Annotated in this window: 13 protein-coding genes; 6 read left to right on the top strand and 7 right to left on the bottom strand. The window is 64.6% G+C overall.

All coding sequences use genetic code 11. The features are described from left to right. Positions 1-176 precede the first annotated feature (176 nt). The 5 genes from DC366_RS07200 (at position 177) to DC366_RS07180 (ending at position 4,891) form a co-directional block, all read left to right on the top strand. Positions 177-986 carry a transporter substrate-binding domain-containing protein gene (locus DC366_RS07200; protein ID WP_108691523.1) on the top strand — a complete coding sequence of 270 codons (810 nt, stop codon included), beginning with the start codon at positions 177-179 and terminating at the stop codon, positions 984-986. Positions 987-1,057: 71 nt separating this feature from the next. Beyond that, positions 1,058-1,801 carry an amino acid ABC transporter permease gene (locus tag DC366_RS07195; protein ID WP_108691522.1) on the top strand — a complete coding sequence of 248 codons (744 nt, stop codon included), beginning with the start codon at positions 1,058-1,060 and terminating at the stop codon, positions 1,799-1,801. Positions 1,802-1,803: 2 nt separating this feature from the next. Continuing rightward, complete coding sequence (locus DC366_RS07190) at positions 1,804-2,664, top strand: amino acid ABC transporter permease (RefSeq protein ID WP_108691521.1); 861 nt, start codon at positions 1,804-1,806, stop codon at positions 2,662-2,664. Positions 2,665-2,675: 11 nt separating this feature from the next. Continuing rightward, positions 2,676-3,422: an amino acid ABC transporter ATP-binding protein gene (locus DC366_RS07185; protein WP_108691715.1), complete on the top strand. Its 747-nt coding sequence runs from the start codon at positions 2,676-2,678 to the stop codon at positions 3,420-3,422. 185 nt (positions 3,423-3,607) lie between these two features. After that, positions 3,608-4,891: an MFS transporter gene (locus tag DC366_RS07180; protein WP_108691520.1), complete on the top strand. Its 1,284-nt coding sequence runs from the start codon at positions 3,608-3,610 to the stop codon at positions 4,889-4,891. A 28-nt stretch (positions 4,892-4,919) separates the two neighbouring features. Here DC366_RS07180 and ggt read toward each other — a convergent pair whose 3' ends face one another. From ggt to DC366_RS07145, 7 genes are all read right to left on the bottom strand, one after another. Further along, positions 4,920-6,581 (bottom strand): gamma-glutamyltransferase, encoded by a 1,662-nt coding sequence (ggt, locus tag DC366_RS07175; protein WP_108691519.1) that lies wholly within the window; start codon positions 6,579-6,581, stop codon positions 4,920-4,922. A gap of 110 nt (positions 6,582-6,691) precedes the next feature. Further along, a complete protein-coding gene (locus tag DC366_RS07170) occupies positions 6,692-7,426 on the bottom strand; it encodes a Crp/Fnr family transcriptional regulator (protein ID WP_108691714.1) in 735 nt (244 codons plus the stop codon). 125 nt (positions 7,427-7,551) lie between these two features. After that, complete coding sequence (locus tag DC366_RS07165) at positions 7,552-7,779, bottom strand: hypothetical protein (RefSeq protein ID WP_108691518.1); 228 nt, start codon at positions 7,777-7,779, stop codon at positions 7,552-7,554. Positions 7,780-7,796: 17 nt separating this feature from the next. Further along, on the bottom strand, positions 7,797-9,434 hold the full coding sequence (locus DC366_RS07160) for an L-lactate permease (RefSeq protein ID WP_108691517.1): 1,638 nt from the start codon (positions 9,432-9,434) through the stop codon (positions 7,797-7,799). A gap of 207 nt (positions 9,435-9,641) precedes the next feature. Continuing rightward, on the bottom strand, positions 9,642-10,487 hold the full coding sequence (locus DC366_RS07155; RefSeq protein WP_108691516.1) for an EamA family transporter: 846 nt from the start codon (positions 10,485-10,487) through the stop codon (positions 9,642-9,644). A 45-nt stretch (positions 10,488-10,532) separates the two neighbouring features. Then, positions 10,533-12,071 carry a trimethylamine methyltransferase family protein gene (locus DC366_RS07150; RefSeq protein ID WP_108691515.1) on the bottom strand — a complete coding sequence of 513 codons (1,539 nt, stop codon included), beginning with the start codon at positions 12,069-12,071 and terminating at the stop codon, positions 10,533-10,535. 220 nt (positions 12,072-12,291) lie between these two features. Next, on the bottom strand, positions 12,292-13,476 hold the full coding sequence (locus DC366_RS07145; RefSeq protein WP_108691514.1) for a pyridoxal phosphate-dependent aminotransferase: 1,185 nt from the start codon (positions 13,474-13,476) through the stop codon (positions 12,292-12,294). 160 nt (positions 13,477-13,636) lie between these two features. On the opposite strand from DC366_RS07145, the gene cysS reads away from it, so the two are divergent. Continuing rightward, positions 13,637-15,112, top strand: coding sequence for a cysteine--tRNA ligase (cysS, locus tag DC366_RS07140; RefSeq protein ID WP_108691713.1), 1,476 nt, complete (start codon positions 13,637-13,639; stop codon positions 15,110-15,112). The last annotated feature ends 77 nt before the right edge of the window (positions 15,113-15,189 follow it).

The following is a 15,189-nucleotide window of genomic DNA, read 5'->3' as shown; positions in this document are numbered from 1 at the left end:
GTCCATTTTTCCGGGAGGGAACAGTCAATGTCATCCATGATTGTTACAAACTGTACTTTCTTGCCAGAAGTTTTTCATCTGTTACTTCTTTCTGTCTGGACTCAGTGGATGCGAAGCCGCATCAAAATGACAACCGGCGCAATCCGTGCCGGAGAGAACCGACACAGGAGATGTAAATGAACACCTTCATCAAGGCCGTACTGACGGGCGCGATCACCGCGGTCATCGGCAGCGGCGCGCTGGCCGACAAATTGCAGGACATCAAGGATGCCGACAAAATCGTCGTCGGCGTCAAGCAGGACTATAAACCCTGGGGCTATCTGACCTCGGACGGCGAGTTGAAGGGGCTGGAGATCGACCTGGCCAAGGATGTCGCCGAGCGTCTGGGCGTCGAGGCCGAACTGGTTCCGGTCGTGGCCTCCAACCGCATGGAATTCCTGCAGCAAGGCCGGATCGACCTTATCATCGCCACCATGGGCGATAACCCGCAGCGCCGCGAAGTAGTGGGCATGATCGAGCCGAATTACTATGCGGGCGGCACCAATGTTCTGGCGCCCAAGGCTGCCGGGCTGAAGGAATGGGAAGACCTGAAAGGCAAGGATCTGTGCGCGCTGCAAGGGTCGTACTACAACAAGCGGGTGACGCAGCTGTACGGCCCGAACCTTGTGGCGTTCGCGGGCATTCCCGAAGTCACGTCGGCGCTGAAGAACGGCAGCTGCATCGGTTTTCTCTATGACAACACATGGATCGAATCGCAGTTGGCGTCGGATGATCAATGGGCCGATTACGAAATGCCCTTCGAGACGGAAGATCCGCAGGCATGGTCAATTGCCGTCCCGCTGGATGCGCTGGACGAGGCATATGGCCAGAAGATGAGCGAAATCGTCACCGATTGGCACAAGACCGGCTATCTTCTGGAGCGGAACGAGGCGAACGGCATCGCGGCCAGCCCGTTCCTGCAGGAACAGCACGACAAGCTGAAGTAAGTGCTCGGCCCGTCCCGGCGCCCGATGCGCCGGGACGGCCTTGATCAACCCCAGGAAGGCCCGACACCCGCATGGACCTGCTGACAACCCTGATGGACTGGCTGCGGCCCGACTGGTTTCTGGATCTGGTGGTGGTCAGCGACGACTACAACCGGGGCCGCTATCTGGCAGGGCTGTGGATGACGGTGAAGCTGTCGGTCCTGTCCATCTTCTTTTCGCTGGTGGTTGGCGTTCTGGGGGCGGCTGTTCAGGGTGCGCCGTCGCGCACGCTGCGCGTTCTTGTCGGCGCTTTTGTCGCGTTTTTCCGCAACACGCCGCCGCTGGTGCAGCTTTATTTCTTCTATTTCGCCATCGGCACCGTGCTGCGCATCACCGGCGAAAATGGCCTGCCCCAGCCGTTGGTCAGCAATTTCGGCTGGGCGATCATTTCCCTGTCGCTGTTCGCCGGCGCGCTGAATGTCGAGATATTCCGCGCCGGGGTCGAGGCTGTGCCGCGCTCCACCGTCGAGGCGGCGGAGGCGCTGGGATATACGCGCCTGCAGATCTACCGCGACATCGTGCTGCCGCTGGCGGTGCGCATCTCCTTGCCCGCGCTGGGGACGAACCTGGTCAACCTCGTCAAGACAACCACTCTGGCCTATGCGATCGCCGTGCCGGAGCTGCTCTATGTCTCGGCGCAGATCTGGTCCGAAGACCTCAATGTGCGCGAGATGATGAACGTGCTGCTGGTGTCTTACGTCGGCCTTGTCGCCGTCCTCGTCTGGGTGCTGCACCGCTGGGAAAAGACGCTGCGCATCCCCGGATACGGAGAGTGACCATGGCGCGCAAAACCCCCGTTCGCGGACAGATGGCCGTCCTTCACCCCATGCGGATCCGCGCGGATGCGCTGCCGCTGGCGGACCGGATGTTCAACCTCTGGACGCTGACCGCATTGATGCTGGCTTTTGCCGCCGTGCTGATCGCGCCCGCCTTTGCGCAGGACGCGGCGCCGGAAAAGCCCGGCGTCATCTCGATATTGCTGGAATGGACGCCGACGCTGGCCAAGGGGTTTGGCTTCAACGTGCTGATTTCCATTCTGTCCATGGCGATCGGCACCGCGATGGGCGTGGTCCTCGGCGTGTTGCAGGTGTCGCCCCTGCGCCCCGTCCGCAGCATTGCGTGGCTGGTCACGCAGTTCTTCCGCAACTCGCCATGGCTGGTGTTGCTGTTTTACTGCATCCTTCTGATCCCCTTCCAGATCGAGGTTTTCGGCACCACCATTCCCTTTCCCGGCTGGATCAAGGCGGTGCTGGGCCTGTCGCTGCCGGTCATGGCCTATATGTCCGAATATATGCGCGGCGCGATCCTTTCGATCCCGACGGGGCAGTGGGAGTCGGCGGAATCGCTGGGGTTCTCACGCAGGCAGATCATGACGGACGTGATCCTGCCGCAGACGGTCAAGCGCGTGCTGCCCTCGTGGATGAACCTTTACGCGGTGCTGACCATGGCGACGCCGCTGGTGTCGATCATCGGGGTCAACGACGTGATGGCCCTGACCCGCGCCGCGCTCAGCGCCGAGGGCCGGGTCGACCTGCTGATCCCGATGTATCTTTATATCCTCAGCTGGTTCTTCATCTACTGCTATCCGATCAGCGCCGTGACCCGGCTGCTGGAACGCAAATATTCGGTGAAACTATGAACGAGGCCACGATGACCTGGACCCCCGATCAGCCGATCGTCTCGCTGCGGGACGTGCACAAATCCTTTGGCACGGTCGAGGTGCTGCGCGGCATCACGCTCGACGTGATGAAGGGCGAGGTGATCTGCATCATCGGCCCCTCGGGCTCGGGAAAATCGACCCTGATCCGCTGCATCAACGCGCTCAACGACATTCAGTCCGGCTCGATCACCGTCGAGGGGCTGGAGGTGAACGATCCCAAGCTGGACAAGCTGTCGCTGCGCAAGAAGGTCGGCATGGTGTTCCAGCAATACAACCTGTTTCCGCACAAGACCGTTCTGCAAAACGTGATGATGGCGCCCATCAAGGTGCTGCGCCAGAACCGCGCCGAGGTGGAGGCGCGCGCGCGCAAGCTGATCGCCAAGGTCCGGCTGGAGGGCAAGGAAGACGCCTATCCCGGCGAGCTGTCGGGCGGCCAGCAACAGCGCGTCGCGATCGCGCGCAGCCTTGCGATGAACCCTGATGTGATGCTGTTCGACGAGGTGACGGCGGCGCTGGATCCCGAAACGGTCAAGGAAGTGCTGACCACGATCAAGGATCTGGCCGCCGATGGCATGACCTGCATCCTAGTTACGCATGAGATGGGTTTCGCGCGCGAGATTGCCGATTGCGTCTATTTCACCGATCGCGGCGTGATCGTGGAATCCGGCCCGCCTGCGACGTTCTTTGACAATGCGCAGGACCCGCGCACGCAGCAATTCCTCAGCCAGATCCTCTAGTCCAGAGACCCGACATGGTTGCCCGTAGGGCGTTCCTGAGCGAGCTGGGCGCAAACGCGTTGCCTCGCCGCCGCGCCGCGACTGGTATTTTCGGCGGTGCCCCGTTTATGGTGGCGTGCATGGCGGTGGTGCCGGCCACTTGGCCGCAGCCGCCCGGTGCCTGCGAAACCTGAACGGATAGCCTGATGACAAAGACCAGCTTTCCCGGTGCGATCTTTGCCGCACTGGTCGACAATACCGAAGGCACGGGCGGGCTGTCGGAGAAACAGGCGCGGCATGAGCCGGCAAATTTCCTGCGCCACGCCTCGTCGCTGTCGATGAGCAAGATCGCGGACGGGTTGATCGATCCGAAACTGGTGCTTTCGTGGCTGCTGACGCATCTTGGGGCGTCCGCGTTTTTCGTCGGGCTGCTGGTTCCGATCCGCGAGGCCGGCGCGCTGCTGCCGCAACTGTTTACTGCGCCGCATGTGCAGGGCATGACGCGCCGCAAATGGGCATGGGTTGCTGGCTGCATCGGGCAGGGGGTGGCGGCGGCGGGGATCGCGTTGGCGGCGCTGACGCTGAAGGGCGCTGCCGCCGGGGCCGTCATCTGCGCATTTCTGGCTGTGCTGGCCATTTCGCGGTCGATCTGTTCGGTCAGCTACAGCGATATCCTAGGCAAGACTGTGGGCCAATCACGGCGCGGCGCGGCAACGGGCGTGGCCACCTCTCTGGGCGCGGCGGCTGTCGTGATCTTTGCGCTTGTCCTCATCAGCGGGCTGGTGGACCGCGCGGCGCTGGTGGTGGTGGCCATCGCGCTCGCCGCGCTGCTCTGGCTCGGCGCGGGGCTGCTTTTCTCGACCTTGTGGGAAGAGCCTTTGCCCGGCCAGTCGGGCAAACCGGTGCTGAGCCAGCTGAGCGTTTTGCGCCATGACGCGCAGCTGCGCCGCTTCATCTGGGCGCGCGGATTGCTGACGGCGACGGCGCTGGCGCCGCCCTATATCGTGCTGCTGGGTGCGCAGGCGGGCCAGGGCAGCTTTGACCGGCTGGGCGCGCTGGTTCTGGCGTCCTCCATCGCGTCGACGCTCAGCTCGTGGATCTGGGGCCGGATGGCCGACAGGTCCAGCCGCAAGGTGCTGATGCTGTCGGGCGTGGCCGGGGCGGGCGCCCTGCTGGCGGCTGTCGCGCTGGATCTGGCGGGCGCATCGGGCACGATCTGGGCGCTGCCGCTGGTGCTGTTCGTGCTGATGATCGCCTATCACGGGGTCCGGCAGGGGCGCGTCATCTATCTGGTGGACATGGCCCCCGCCGACAACCGCGCGACATATACGGCCGTGTCGAACACGGTGATCGGGATCGCCTTGCTGGGATCGGGCCTGTTCGGCGCGCTGGCCTCGATGGCGGGTCCGCACGTGACACTGGTGATCTTCGCCGCGATGGCGCTTGGCTCGGTCGTGGTGACGCGGGGGCTTGACGAACTCGGCGGATGACAGACCCGCCAAGCCCTCAGCGCGCGCGTCAGTATCCTGCCGCGCTGCCATCGCCGCGCGGATCGGCGCCGCCCGCGTAGAATCCGGTGTCCTCGTTCCAGCGGATCGCCTGCGCGTGGCCGACGATGCTGTCCCAGCGACCGACCAGCTTGACCGGCTGGCCGCGGCGCTTCAGCTCGCGAAGGACGTTGTCCGGCACGTCGGATTCGATCCACAGATCGCTGGATTCCATGCCCCAGGTCCGGCCAAACAGCCAGCGCGGCGCCTCGATGGATTGCTGTACGTCATAGCCGAAATCAACCATCCGCGTCAGCATCGCCGCCTGCGTCTGCGACTGGCCCTCGCCGCCCATCGTGCCATAGGCGATCGCCGGTTTGCCGTCCTTCATCGCCAGCGCCGGGATGATCGTGTGGAAGGTGTGCTTCTTCGGCACAAGGCAGTTGGGATGATTCTCGTCCAGCGAGAAAAAGCTGCCGCGGTTCTGCATGATGATGCCGGTGTCGCCGCCCATGACGCATGCGCCGAAATCGTAATAGGGCGACTGGATCTTCGACACCATCAGCCCGTCGCTGTCGGTGACGCAGAAATAGACCGTGCCGCCCTTGGGCGCAGGCTTGTCGAACTCGGTGCCGTAACGCAGGCCCGCCGTGATGTCGCCGGGCTGAATGGCGCGGTCCGCGCGGATCAATTGGCGCCGCTCGTCGGCGTAGTCCTTGCTCAGCAGCTTATCCAGCGGGATATCGACGAAAGCCGGGTCGGTCAGCCATTCGTCACGGTCTGCGGCCGAGACCTTCAGCGCCTCGGCCATGTGGTGGTAATAGTCGGCCGTGTTGTCGCCCCAGCCGGCCACGTCATAGCCGTCCAGCAGGTTCAGCACCTGAATCGCCGTCATGCCCTGGGTGCTGGGCGGCAGCTGATAGATGTCGTAGCCGCGATATGTGGTGGTGATCGGCGTGACCCATTCGGCGTGATACTCGGCAAAATCATCCGCGCGCAGGGGCGATCCGTCCGGCTCCAGCCCGGCGCAGATCCGCTCGGCCAGCTCGCCCTCGTAGAACGCCTCGCGCACGCCCTTTTTCGCCAGCAGCTCCAGCGTATCGGCCAGCTTCGGCTGCGCCAGGAAGCTGCCCTCGCGCTGCGGCTTGCCGGTGGGCAGGAATGTCTCGGCCATGCCGGGATACTGGTTCAGCAGGTGTTCGTCCGCGACCAGCCAGTCGGCCAGCGACCGCGTGACGGCAAAGCCATTGCGGGCATAGTGGATCGCATCCTCGAACAGGTCCGCCCAGTCCAGCTTGCCGTAGCGCTCATGCGCGATGCGGAACCCGTCCAGCGCGCCGGGAACGGTCAGCGCCGCCAGCGGACCGCGGTCGGGGATCCTGCCGGTGTGGCCCTGCTGATGGTAATGCTCGATCGTGGCCTTGGCCGCCGAAGGGCCGCTGGCGCGGATCGCCTCGACATCCTTGGCCTTGCCGCCGGCCAGCAGCCAGAAACCGTCGCCGCCGATGCCCGACATCTGCGAATAGACGACCGCCATCGTCAGGTTCAGCGCAATCGACGCATCCACCGCGCTGCCGCCCTGGCGCAGGGCCTTCAGCCCGGATTCGGACGCCAGATAATGCGGCGAGGAAACCATGCCGCGTGCGGCATAGACGGGCGGGCGGCCGGTGCGGGGTCCGTTGGGGTTGGTCATGGCGTCACTCCTTTTTTCCGGACGGGGCTGCGGAATATCCGGCAGGGCCAGCTTGCCCCGGTGTCGGCAGTGACGCGATGATCTGGATCAGATGGGCGGGCGACAGGCGGCTATCGCAGCAGGACGCCGTGGTCGAGATATCCCATGTCGAAATCGGCCAGCTTGATCAGACCCTCAAGATCGTCAAAAACCACCCTGCCATCGCGAAACGTCACCAGCCCATCCTGCCGAAGTTGCCGCAGGACGCGGTTGGTATGCTCGGCGGTCAGGCCCAGCGCATCGGCAAGCAGGTATTGCGACAAGGGGCAGTCATAGCCCTGCCGCGTGCCGCGTCCGACCAGTATCAGGCGCGCGCCCAGCTCCAGCAGGAAATGCGCCGTTCGCCGCTGCGCGTCCCGGCGACCGACGTTTATCAGATGCTCGACCACCATCGCCTGATCGCGCGCCGCCGCCCACAGCAGCGCCGTGGCGAGCGTTGGCGAGCTGGCGTAAAAGCCGGCCACGTCGCCGATGATGATCTCGGATGCCACGATGTCGGTTATGGGCTCGATATTGTGGTCGGCGGTTTGGAAAAGCATGCTGTTCAGCCCCAGCGAGTCGCCCGGTATCTGAAAGTCCAGGATCTGCCGCGTGCCGTCCGCCAGCAGCTTGTAGGAGCTGGCCCAGCCCTCATAGAGGATATAGAGCGGATGCGCCGCCTGCCCCTCGAATATCATGTCGGCGCCCGCCGGATAGGTGCGGCGCCGCGCATGGAGATCGGCCAGAATCGCCAGATCGGCGCGCGCCAGCGGCATATGCGTGCGCAGCTTACGTGACAGCGGGCAATCGTGGTCGGATGGGGCCATATATCTGCTTTCTGCAACGGTTTCGGGCGGCCCGATATACGGATACACGCCGATTGGTTGCAGCAGTAGCAGCAAATTGTTTTGCCTTTAACCCGCGACATCGGGGCACCTGCCCCGCCTGCGGCTCAGGACACGCGGTCATCCTCGGGCAGGCCGACTTTTGTCGGCTCCGGCATCGGCTGGCTGGGGATGAAGACCCGGCGCAGCGGCGGCAGGATGCCGCCGATCACCAGCGACGCAAGGCCCAGCCACCACAGCAGGGCAGGCCCATTCGTGGTGCCGATGCTGATCAACGGAAAGGCGATCAGCAGCAGAAGCAGAGAGATGCTCAGGGTAAAAAGACGGCTTTTCATCGGTCAGACCTCACGTTTCATGGAAACACCCAGACCAGCAGCACGGTCGCGGCGCCGGTCAGCAGCACGGCCGCGATCGTCCAGGGCAGCGTCTTGCGGATGATCGCGCCTTCCTGCCCGCTGATTCCGGCGGTGCTGGCCCCCAGCACGACGTTGGCCGGCGCGATGGCATTGCCCAGCGCCCCGCCCGCCGACTGGGCCGCGATGATGCCCGCCTCCGGCAGCGATTTCAGCTCGGACACCGATTGCTGCAGGTTCGAGAACAGCACGTTAGACGATGTGCTGGAGGACGTCATGAACGCCCCCAGCGCGCCGATGCTGCTGGACAGGAAGGCAAAGGCCATAGCGGGCGCGACCGCTGCGATGCCCAGCGCCAGCACATCGTTCTGGCCCGAATGGTTCATGATCTGCGCCATGGCCAGAAACGCGATCACCGGGACCGAGGCGGGAACCGCATCGGCAAAGAGCGCGGCCAGAACGGACTGGTCGTCCTTGTGGCCGGTCGCGCGTGACTGCGCCTGAAAATAGCCCCGCAGGTGATAGACGGCCCATGTGATCAGCGCCGTGATCAGCAGGAACGTGCCCGGGTGGGTCAGCGGCGAGAAGGGCGAATAGGGCGCGACCGCATCCCGCACGATGCCGTACCCGGTGGTGACGGCCGGGAATGGCAGGCCGACGCTGAACGCGCCAAGGGCCTGCTTGAGCGGCGCGATGACCAGCGCGGCGATGGTAAGCGCCGTCAGCAGGACATAGGGCAGGAACGACATCGCAAAGCTCATCGGCGCGGTGGCCTCAAGCTGCGTGTCGTCCCGCTCGCCCCGCATGGCCGGACGGTCGGTGATGGTGTCCGGCATCACCGCATAGCGCTTCCAGCGCGACAGCGGGTAAAGCGCCAGAAGCGCCAGCGTTGCGGGAATGAACGTGGACAGCACAGGATCGACCAGCGTCATCACCGCCTGTCCGCCGCCGTGAATGGCCGATATGACCAGCACCAGCGGCCACGCATGGCGCAGCGCCGGACCGCGGCCATACATCCACACGACGGTAAAGCCGCCCAGCACCACCGGGATGATCAGCAGCAGACCGGTCTGGAACGCCACCTGCGCCGGGTCCGCCAGATCGACGACCTGAAGCGTGGCCAGCCAGCCAACGGCGAGCGTGCCAAAGAACTTGGCCCACACATGGGCGATGATCGGGATGGCAACCGCATAGACCGGGCGCACGCCGAACGCGACCAAGAGGGGCGCGACCACGGCAATCGGCGTGCCGAAGCCCGCGATTCCCTGCAGGAACGACGAAAACACCCAGCCAAGCGCAAGCACGACGAACAATTCATTCTTGCTGAACCGGGTGATGCCAAGGCGCAGCGCCTCATACCCGCCGGCCTTGTCGGTCACCTGGTAGAGCAGCAAGGCAGGCCATACGACATAGAGGATGAACACCGCGTCCCATACGCCCTTGGCGCCGCCGACGGCCAGCGTCTCCAGCGGGGTCTGGAAGACGAAAAGTGCCACCGCCGCCGCCGCGAACATGCCCAGCATTCCCGCCTGCGGCGCGGTCCAGCGCAGCACGACCATCAGCACCATCAGCACGAGGATCGGCAAGAGCGCGAGGCCCCACCGGAATAGGTCGATCGGGATTTGTAGATCGGTCATGTCTGCCCGCAGCCTCCGCTTGCACTCGTGACGTTCCTGTCCGCACCCGCCGCGAAAGGCGGTGTCGCGGACGGCGAGGCGCCTCGCCTTGATGCGCAGTCAGCCTTGATCCTTACCGACATGCGGGGGAAACAAACATGACCTCGATCAGTCCCGCGAATTTATCTTTGTTGATATCTTTGCGGGCCACGCAACCCCGAGGGCCCGTTACCTACCATAGCGCAGCAATACCGCGCCGGTCAGGGTGGCCGCCGTGGACAGCACCTTGGCCAGGTCCAGCCGCTCCTTCAGGACCACGACGCCGATCAGCAGGGCAAAGACGATGCTGGTCTCCCGCAGGGCCGTGACCAGCGCGATGGGCGCCTGCGTGAAGGCCCAAGTCACCACGGCGTAGGCGACAAAGGACGCCGATCCGCCCACCAGAAACGGGACGTGTCCGTGCTGCGCGATCCGGACCAGCGTGGCGGGGCTGCGCGCGGCAAAGTAGAGCGCCATCAGCGCCGCGTTGGCCAGCGCCATCCACGAGAAATACGCCAGCGCCGATCCCGACAGCCGCGCGCCCATGCCATCGACCAGCGAATAGGATGCGATGAACAGCCCCGTTGTCAGCGCCAGCGCCGCCGCGTTCGGATTGCGCCGCCCGTCCGCACGCCGGACGGCGGCGAGGCTGAGAATGCCGATACCGATGATCGCCACGGCCAGCATCTCTCCCCGCTCCAGATGAACGCCCAGCACCAGAACGGAAAACAGCGCGACCATCAGCGGTGCCGACCCGCGCGCGATGGGATAGACCTGCGTCAGATCGCCGGTCTCGTAGGACCGCAACAGGAAAATCTGATACCCCACATGCAGGGCGACACCGCCGATCATGAACGGCAAGCTGTCGGCATGGGGAAGCGGCACGAACAGCAGCGCCAGCAGGGCAAGCGGCGTGTGGCCGATCACGACCGCGCCCATGGCGGCCCGCTTGTCGATCCCGCCCTTGACCAGCGCGTTCCAGCCGGCATGAAGGATGGCGGCGCCGATGACGGCGAAAAAAACTGTCGTGCTCATCGCCCGCCCCTGCTGCTGCGCGGCAGACCCTAACCCGGACGCGGATCAGGTTGGAAGGTGAATCTTGAACGCCTGCCGGATCGCCTGATCCACATCGGACGCAAACCGCGCGGCCGAGCGCTCGGACAGGATCGCCTCCTTGCGCGCCGTCGTGTCGCGGTTGAGGTCCGGCTTGCCCGCCTCGTCCCATAATTTGGGGCTCATCCGGTTGCCGAGCTTGGGATACTGGTAATCCGATTGCATCCGGGCGAGCGTCTGCGCCGTGCCAAGGTAATGACCCGGCCCGCCGATGCAGACGTCGCGGATCTGCTCCAGCGCAAGTGTTTCGTCGTCCACCTCGATGCCGCGCACGCAGCGCTGGGCGTGGCCGATCAGATCGTCGCCGAGGATCAGCGATTCAAGGCAGAAGCCCAGCAGGGACGCGTGCATCCCCGCCGCCTCATACACCATGTTCAGCCCCGAAAGGCCCGCCATGACGTTGGAGCACATCGCCTCCCACCCCGCCTGCATGTCGGGCAGTTTGGCATCCGTAATTCCTGCCGCCGCGCCGCCGGGCAGATCGTAGAACCGGTGCATCTGCGCGCAGCCCGCGCTCAGCAGCGCCTGCTCGCCCGACCCGCCGGTCATCGCGCCGGTCCGCAGGTCCAGCCCGAATGGCCATGTGCCGAAGATCGCCGGATGCCCCGGCTTCACCGCGTTCACGTAAACCAGCCCGGCAAGGCATTCGGCGGTCGCCTGCACGATGGCGCCCGCGATGGTCGAGGGCGCGGTGGCGCCCGCCATGCCGGCGCTCAGCAGCAGCACGGGCATCCCGCCCAGGATGACTTCCTCCATCACCTCGCAGGATTCGGTGGCGAATTTCATCGGCGGCACGACGAAACAGTTGGAGTTCGACACGAAAGGCCGTTCGCGCCATGCCTCCTCGCTGCCCGCGATCATGTGCAGCATTTTCAGGCCCTCGCGGGCAAAGGCGCGCTCGGTGAACGAGACGCCGACATGCTTGGTCGTGCCGGCGCAGCAGGCGTAGATGGTGTTCAGGTCCATCTCCATGTTGTCGGGAATGTCGCGGCAGACCATGGGGCGCTGGACGAAATGGATGTTGTCCAGCACATCGGCGATCCGCGCGGCATCATGCAGATCCTGCACCGTGCATTCGCGGTAATTGCGCCCGTCCACGTCGACCATGTGCACGGCGGCCCCGGCGGTGCCGTAATGCACGCGCGTGCCGGAAAGCTGCATGTCATGCTGCGGATCGCGGCCCATCAGGGTGATGCTGCGGTTGGCGCGCGCGATCGTGTCCTCGATCAGCGCACGCGGAAAGCGGATGCGCCCGTCATCGCCCAGAACGGCGCCGGCGCCCGTCAGATATTCAACACCGCTCGGCGGCCCATCGGCCAGCCCGATCTGTTCCAGCGCATCCAGCGCAGTGTGGTGGATGCGCAGCACATCGGCATCGGTCAGCGAGCTATAGCGCCCGCCTTCCATTCCGGGACGGATGGAGCGCATGGCGCCAGTGATCGGGGCAGAGCGTTCGGCGCGCCGCGCGGCGCGTCCACCTGTGCGGCGGGGGGGAATTGCGTTCATGTCGGTCTCATATACAAGAAGCGGTGGAAAGGGCGGCGGCGTCAGGTCCGGCTTGTCGGCCCGCCCCGTGCCGCACGGCCCCGCGCGGCGCCGATCGTGCGAATCACAAGAGCAATCTTGCTGTATGGCGTCATGGCCATCACTCCCTGTTACAGGGCAATGACGACATGGAACGCGAGCTCTGTCTGTCCTGATTGCGACGCGTGTCGCTTTCGGCGCTTCAGCCGGGGTTTGGGACGGTCTCGTGTGCCGCCAGGTCCAGCAGTTGCGCGATTGCGGTCTCCAGCCGCGCATCGTCGACCGTCAGCGCCACGCGCACGTGGCCCGCCGCCGCGGCGCCAAAGCTTTCGCCGGGCATCACCGCGACGTGGTGGGTGTCCAGCAGCAGGTTGGCAAACGCGTCACCGCTCAGGCCCGTAGCGCGCAGATCCAGCATCACGTACATTGCGCCCTCGGCCGGGATCGCGCGGACGACATTCTGCGCGGCGATCTGTGCCATCACCATGTCGCGCCGCCGCCGGAAGGGCGCGGCGATCTGCGCCTCGAACGGCTCGCCGCGGTCCAGTGCGTGGCACGCGGCCATCTGGGTAAAGCCCGAGACGCCATAAGTGGTGTGCGTCGTCAGGTTGGCGATCTGCGCGATCGCCTCCTGCGGGCCGATGATCCAGCCGATGCGGCTGCCCGTCATGGCGTGGCTTTTGGACATGGATCCGACGACCAGCGTGCGCTCTGCCATTCCGGGCAGGGCGCGGGAGCTGACATGCGTGCCGCTCCACACCTGGGTGTCATAGACCTCGTCCGAGATCAGCCACATCTCGCGCCGGGCGCAGACCTCCGCGATATCGGCCAGCGTTCTGCCGGAATAGACCGCGCCCGTGGGGTTGTTGGGCGAGTTGATCAGCAGCGCCGCCGCGCTATCAGCGGCCGCGTCGATATCTTCGCCGGCCGGCTGAAACCCGTGGCGAGAGCGGGCCTTGACGGGTTTCGGCACGGCGCCAGCCGCGCGGATGGTGCCGGGATAGGTGGCATAATAGGGATCGATATAAAGCGCGGTGTCCCCCGGCTCGCATGTGGCCATCAGTGCGGCGAACAGCCCTGCTTGACCGCCCGGCACGATCAGGACGTTCTCCGGGCCGGTCGCCACGCCTGTCCGCGCCTCCACCCGCTGCGCGACGCGCTCGCGCAGAGGGGCCAGCCCGCCGATGGTGGTATAGCCGGTATGCCCGGCCAGCGCGGCGGCGTGCATCGCGTTCAGGATCGACGGATCGGTGGGCGTGTCATGCTCGCCTATGGTCAGTTCGGTCACGGGGATGCCCGATTGCTTCATCGCGCGGGCGCGGTTGAACAGATCCCAGCCGCCAGATCCGCCGCCGGTGATGTTTGTCAGCCTGCTTGATACCTTCATGGATGCCTCCCGCCCGCGATCCGCGCCGCTGCAAGACCAAAGCCAGCCGCGCGGTGCCTTGTCAACGGTGCAGGCGCGCGGCGATCTGGGCTATTCCAAAAAGGGGCCGGAATTGCTAAGCCCGCCGCAAACCGCCGCTTCCAGCCCTGCGAGGCCCGCCATGACCACCATCAAGCTGCACAACACCAAGACACGCCGCAAGGAGGTGTTCACGCCGCTCGATCCGGCAAATGTGCGCATGTATGTCTGCGGACCCACGGTGTATGACCGCGCGCATCTGGGCAACGCGCGCCCTGTGGTGGTGTTCGACGTGCTTTATCGCCTGCTGCGCCATGTCTATGGCGCGGATGCGGTCACTTACGTGCGTAACTTCACCGATGTCGATGACAAGATCAACGCGCGCGCCGCGCAGTCGGGCCGCGCCATCGGCGACATCACCGACGAGACGATCCAGTGGTTTCTGGACGACATGGGCAGCCTCGGCGCGCTGGAGCCTGACGCCATGCCCCGCGCCACGCAATACATCCCCCAGATGATCGCGATGATCGAGGATCTGATCGCCAAGGGCCACGCCTATGCCGCCGAGGGGCACGTCCTGTTCGCTGTCGACAGCTACAAGGCATATGGCGCGCTGTCGGGCCGCACCGTCGAGGACATGATCGCCGGCGCGCGGGTCGAGGTCGCGCCCTACAAGCGCAACCCGATGGATTTCGTCCTGTGGAAGCCTTCAAGCGGCGATCAGCCGGGCTGGGACTCGCCCTGGGGGTATGGGCGCCCCGGCTGGCATATCGAATGCTCGGCGATGTCGCATGAACTGCTGGGCGCGAGTTTCGACATTCACGGCGGCGGCAATGACCTGATGTTCCCGCACCACGAGAACGAGATCGCCCAAAGCTGCTGCGCCCATCCCGAAAGCGGGTTCGCGCAGGTCTGGATGCATAACGAGATGCTGCAGGTCGAGGGCAAGAAGATGTCCAAGTCGCTGGGCAATTTCTTTACGGTGCGCGATCTGCTGGATCAGGGCGTGCCGGGCGAGGTGATCCGGTTCGTGTTTTTGAGCACGCACTACCGGAAGCCGATGGATTGGACAGCGGAGAAGGCGAAGGAGGCTGAAAACCTCATGTCAAAATGGTACACGCTGGAACGCAGGACCCTCTCGCGAAAGCTAGGTGATGACGACGTTCGAAAGTATGTTAGCTCAGATGTTGTCGAGGCGCTGAAAAGCGATTTGAATACGCCGTTGGCGATGACTCACGTGAAAAAACTGGCAGCGGCGGCCAATTCCGCACGGCAGGTTGACGCAGAGGATACAAAGAAATTCTTCGCGACACTCCGATTCCTAGGTTTTGAAAATCTCGATATGCATCGACTGCGTCCACCTTACTATATCAGTAGTGCGATCAAAGAAGTGTTGGGCGACGATGAAGCAGCCCGAACTGCCGAAATGATTGATGCATTGGTGCGGGAAAAAATCGCGAGATGGCGAATGGCGCGCAGTCAGGAAAATTGGCTGGTTGCGGACCGGTTGCGAGCTGGTCTGGCTGACTTAGGCATAAAAGTGGATTTTGTTTCTGATGGGAAACATTGGGAGTTTACCAAAGAAGTAGACTTGGCAAAACTGGAAGCCCTTGAATGACCCCGATCCAAACACAGGCCAGCCCCCGACCGAGGGTGGGGGCGAAGCCCCCGCCCTGGGGGGCGGTCGGGGGCTGG

This window comes from Pelagivirga sediminicola (assembly GCF_003072125.1).
GTDB lineage: Bacteria > Pseudomonadota > Alphaproteobacteria > Rhodobacterales > Rhodobacteraceae > Roseovarius > Roseovarius sediminicola.
The sequence above is the reverse complement of the archived record's forward strand: the minus strand, read 5'-3'. Positions and strand labels throughout refer to the sequence as shown.

Excerpts from the sequence above, each read along its gene's own strand:
- DC366_RS07160 (WP_108691517.1), bottom strand. The coding sequence starts at position 9,434 with ATGACCGATCTACAAATCCCGATCGACCTATTCCGGTGGGGCCTCGCG.
- DC366_RS07185 (WP_108691715.1), top strand. The coding sequence starts at position 2,676 with ATGACCTGGACCCCCGATCAGCCGATCGTCTCGCTGCGGGACGTGCAC.
- DC366_RS07170 (WP_108691714.1), bottom strand. The coding sequence starts at position 7,426 with ATGGCCCCATCCGACCACGATTGCCCGCTGTCACGTAAGCTGCGCACG.
- DC366_RS07180 (WP_108691520.1), top strand. The coding sequence starts at position 3,608 with ATGACAAAGACCAGCTTTCCCGGTGCGATCTTTGCCGCACTGGTCGAC.
- DC366_RS07200 (WP_108691523.1), top strand. The coding sequence starts at position 177 with ATGAACACCTTCATCAAGGCCGTACTGACGGGCGCGATCACCGCGGTC.
- ggt (WP_108691519.1), bottom strand. The coding sequence starts at position 6,581 with ATGACCAACCCCAACGGACCCCGCACCGGCCGCCCGCCCGTCTATGCC.
- DC366_RS07145 (WP_108691514.1), bottom strand. The coding sequence starts at position 13,476 with ATGAAGGTATCAAGCAGGCTGACAAACATCACCGGCGGCGGATCTGGC.
- DC366_RS07150 (WP_108691515.1), bottom strand. The coding sequence starts at position 12,071 with ATGAACGCAATTCCCCCCCGCCGCACAGGTGGACGCGCCGCGCGGCGC.
- cysS (WP_108691713.1), top strand. The coding sequence starts at position 13,637 with ATGACCACCATCAAGCTGCACAACACCAAGACACGCCGCAAGGAGGTG.
- DC366_RS07165 (WP_108691518.1), bottom strand. The coding sequence starts at position 7,779 with ATGAAAAGCCGTCTTTTTACCCTGAGCATCTCTCTGCTTCTGCTGCTG.
- DC366_RS07195 (WP_108691522.1), top strand. The coding sequence starts at position 1,058 with ATGGACCTGCTGACAACCCTGATGGACTGGCTGCGGCCCGACTGGTTT.
- DC366_RS07155 (WP_108691516.1), bottom strand. The coding sequence starts at position 10,487 with ATGAGCACGACAGTTTTTTTCGCCGTCATCGGCGCCGCCATCCTTCAT.
- DC366_RS07190 (WP_108691521.1), top strand. The coding sequence starts at position 1,804 with ATGGCGCGCAAAACCCCCGTTCGCGGACAGATGGCCGTCCTTCACCCC.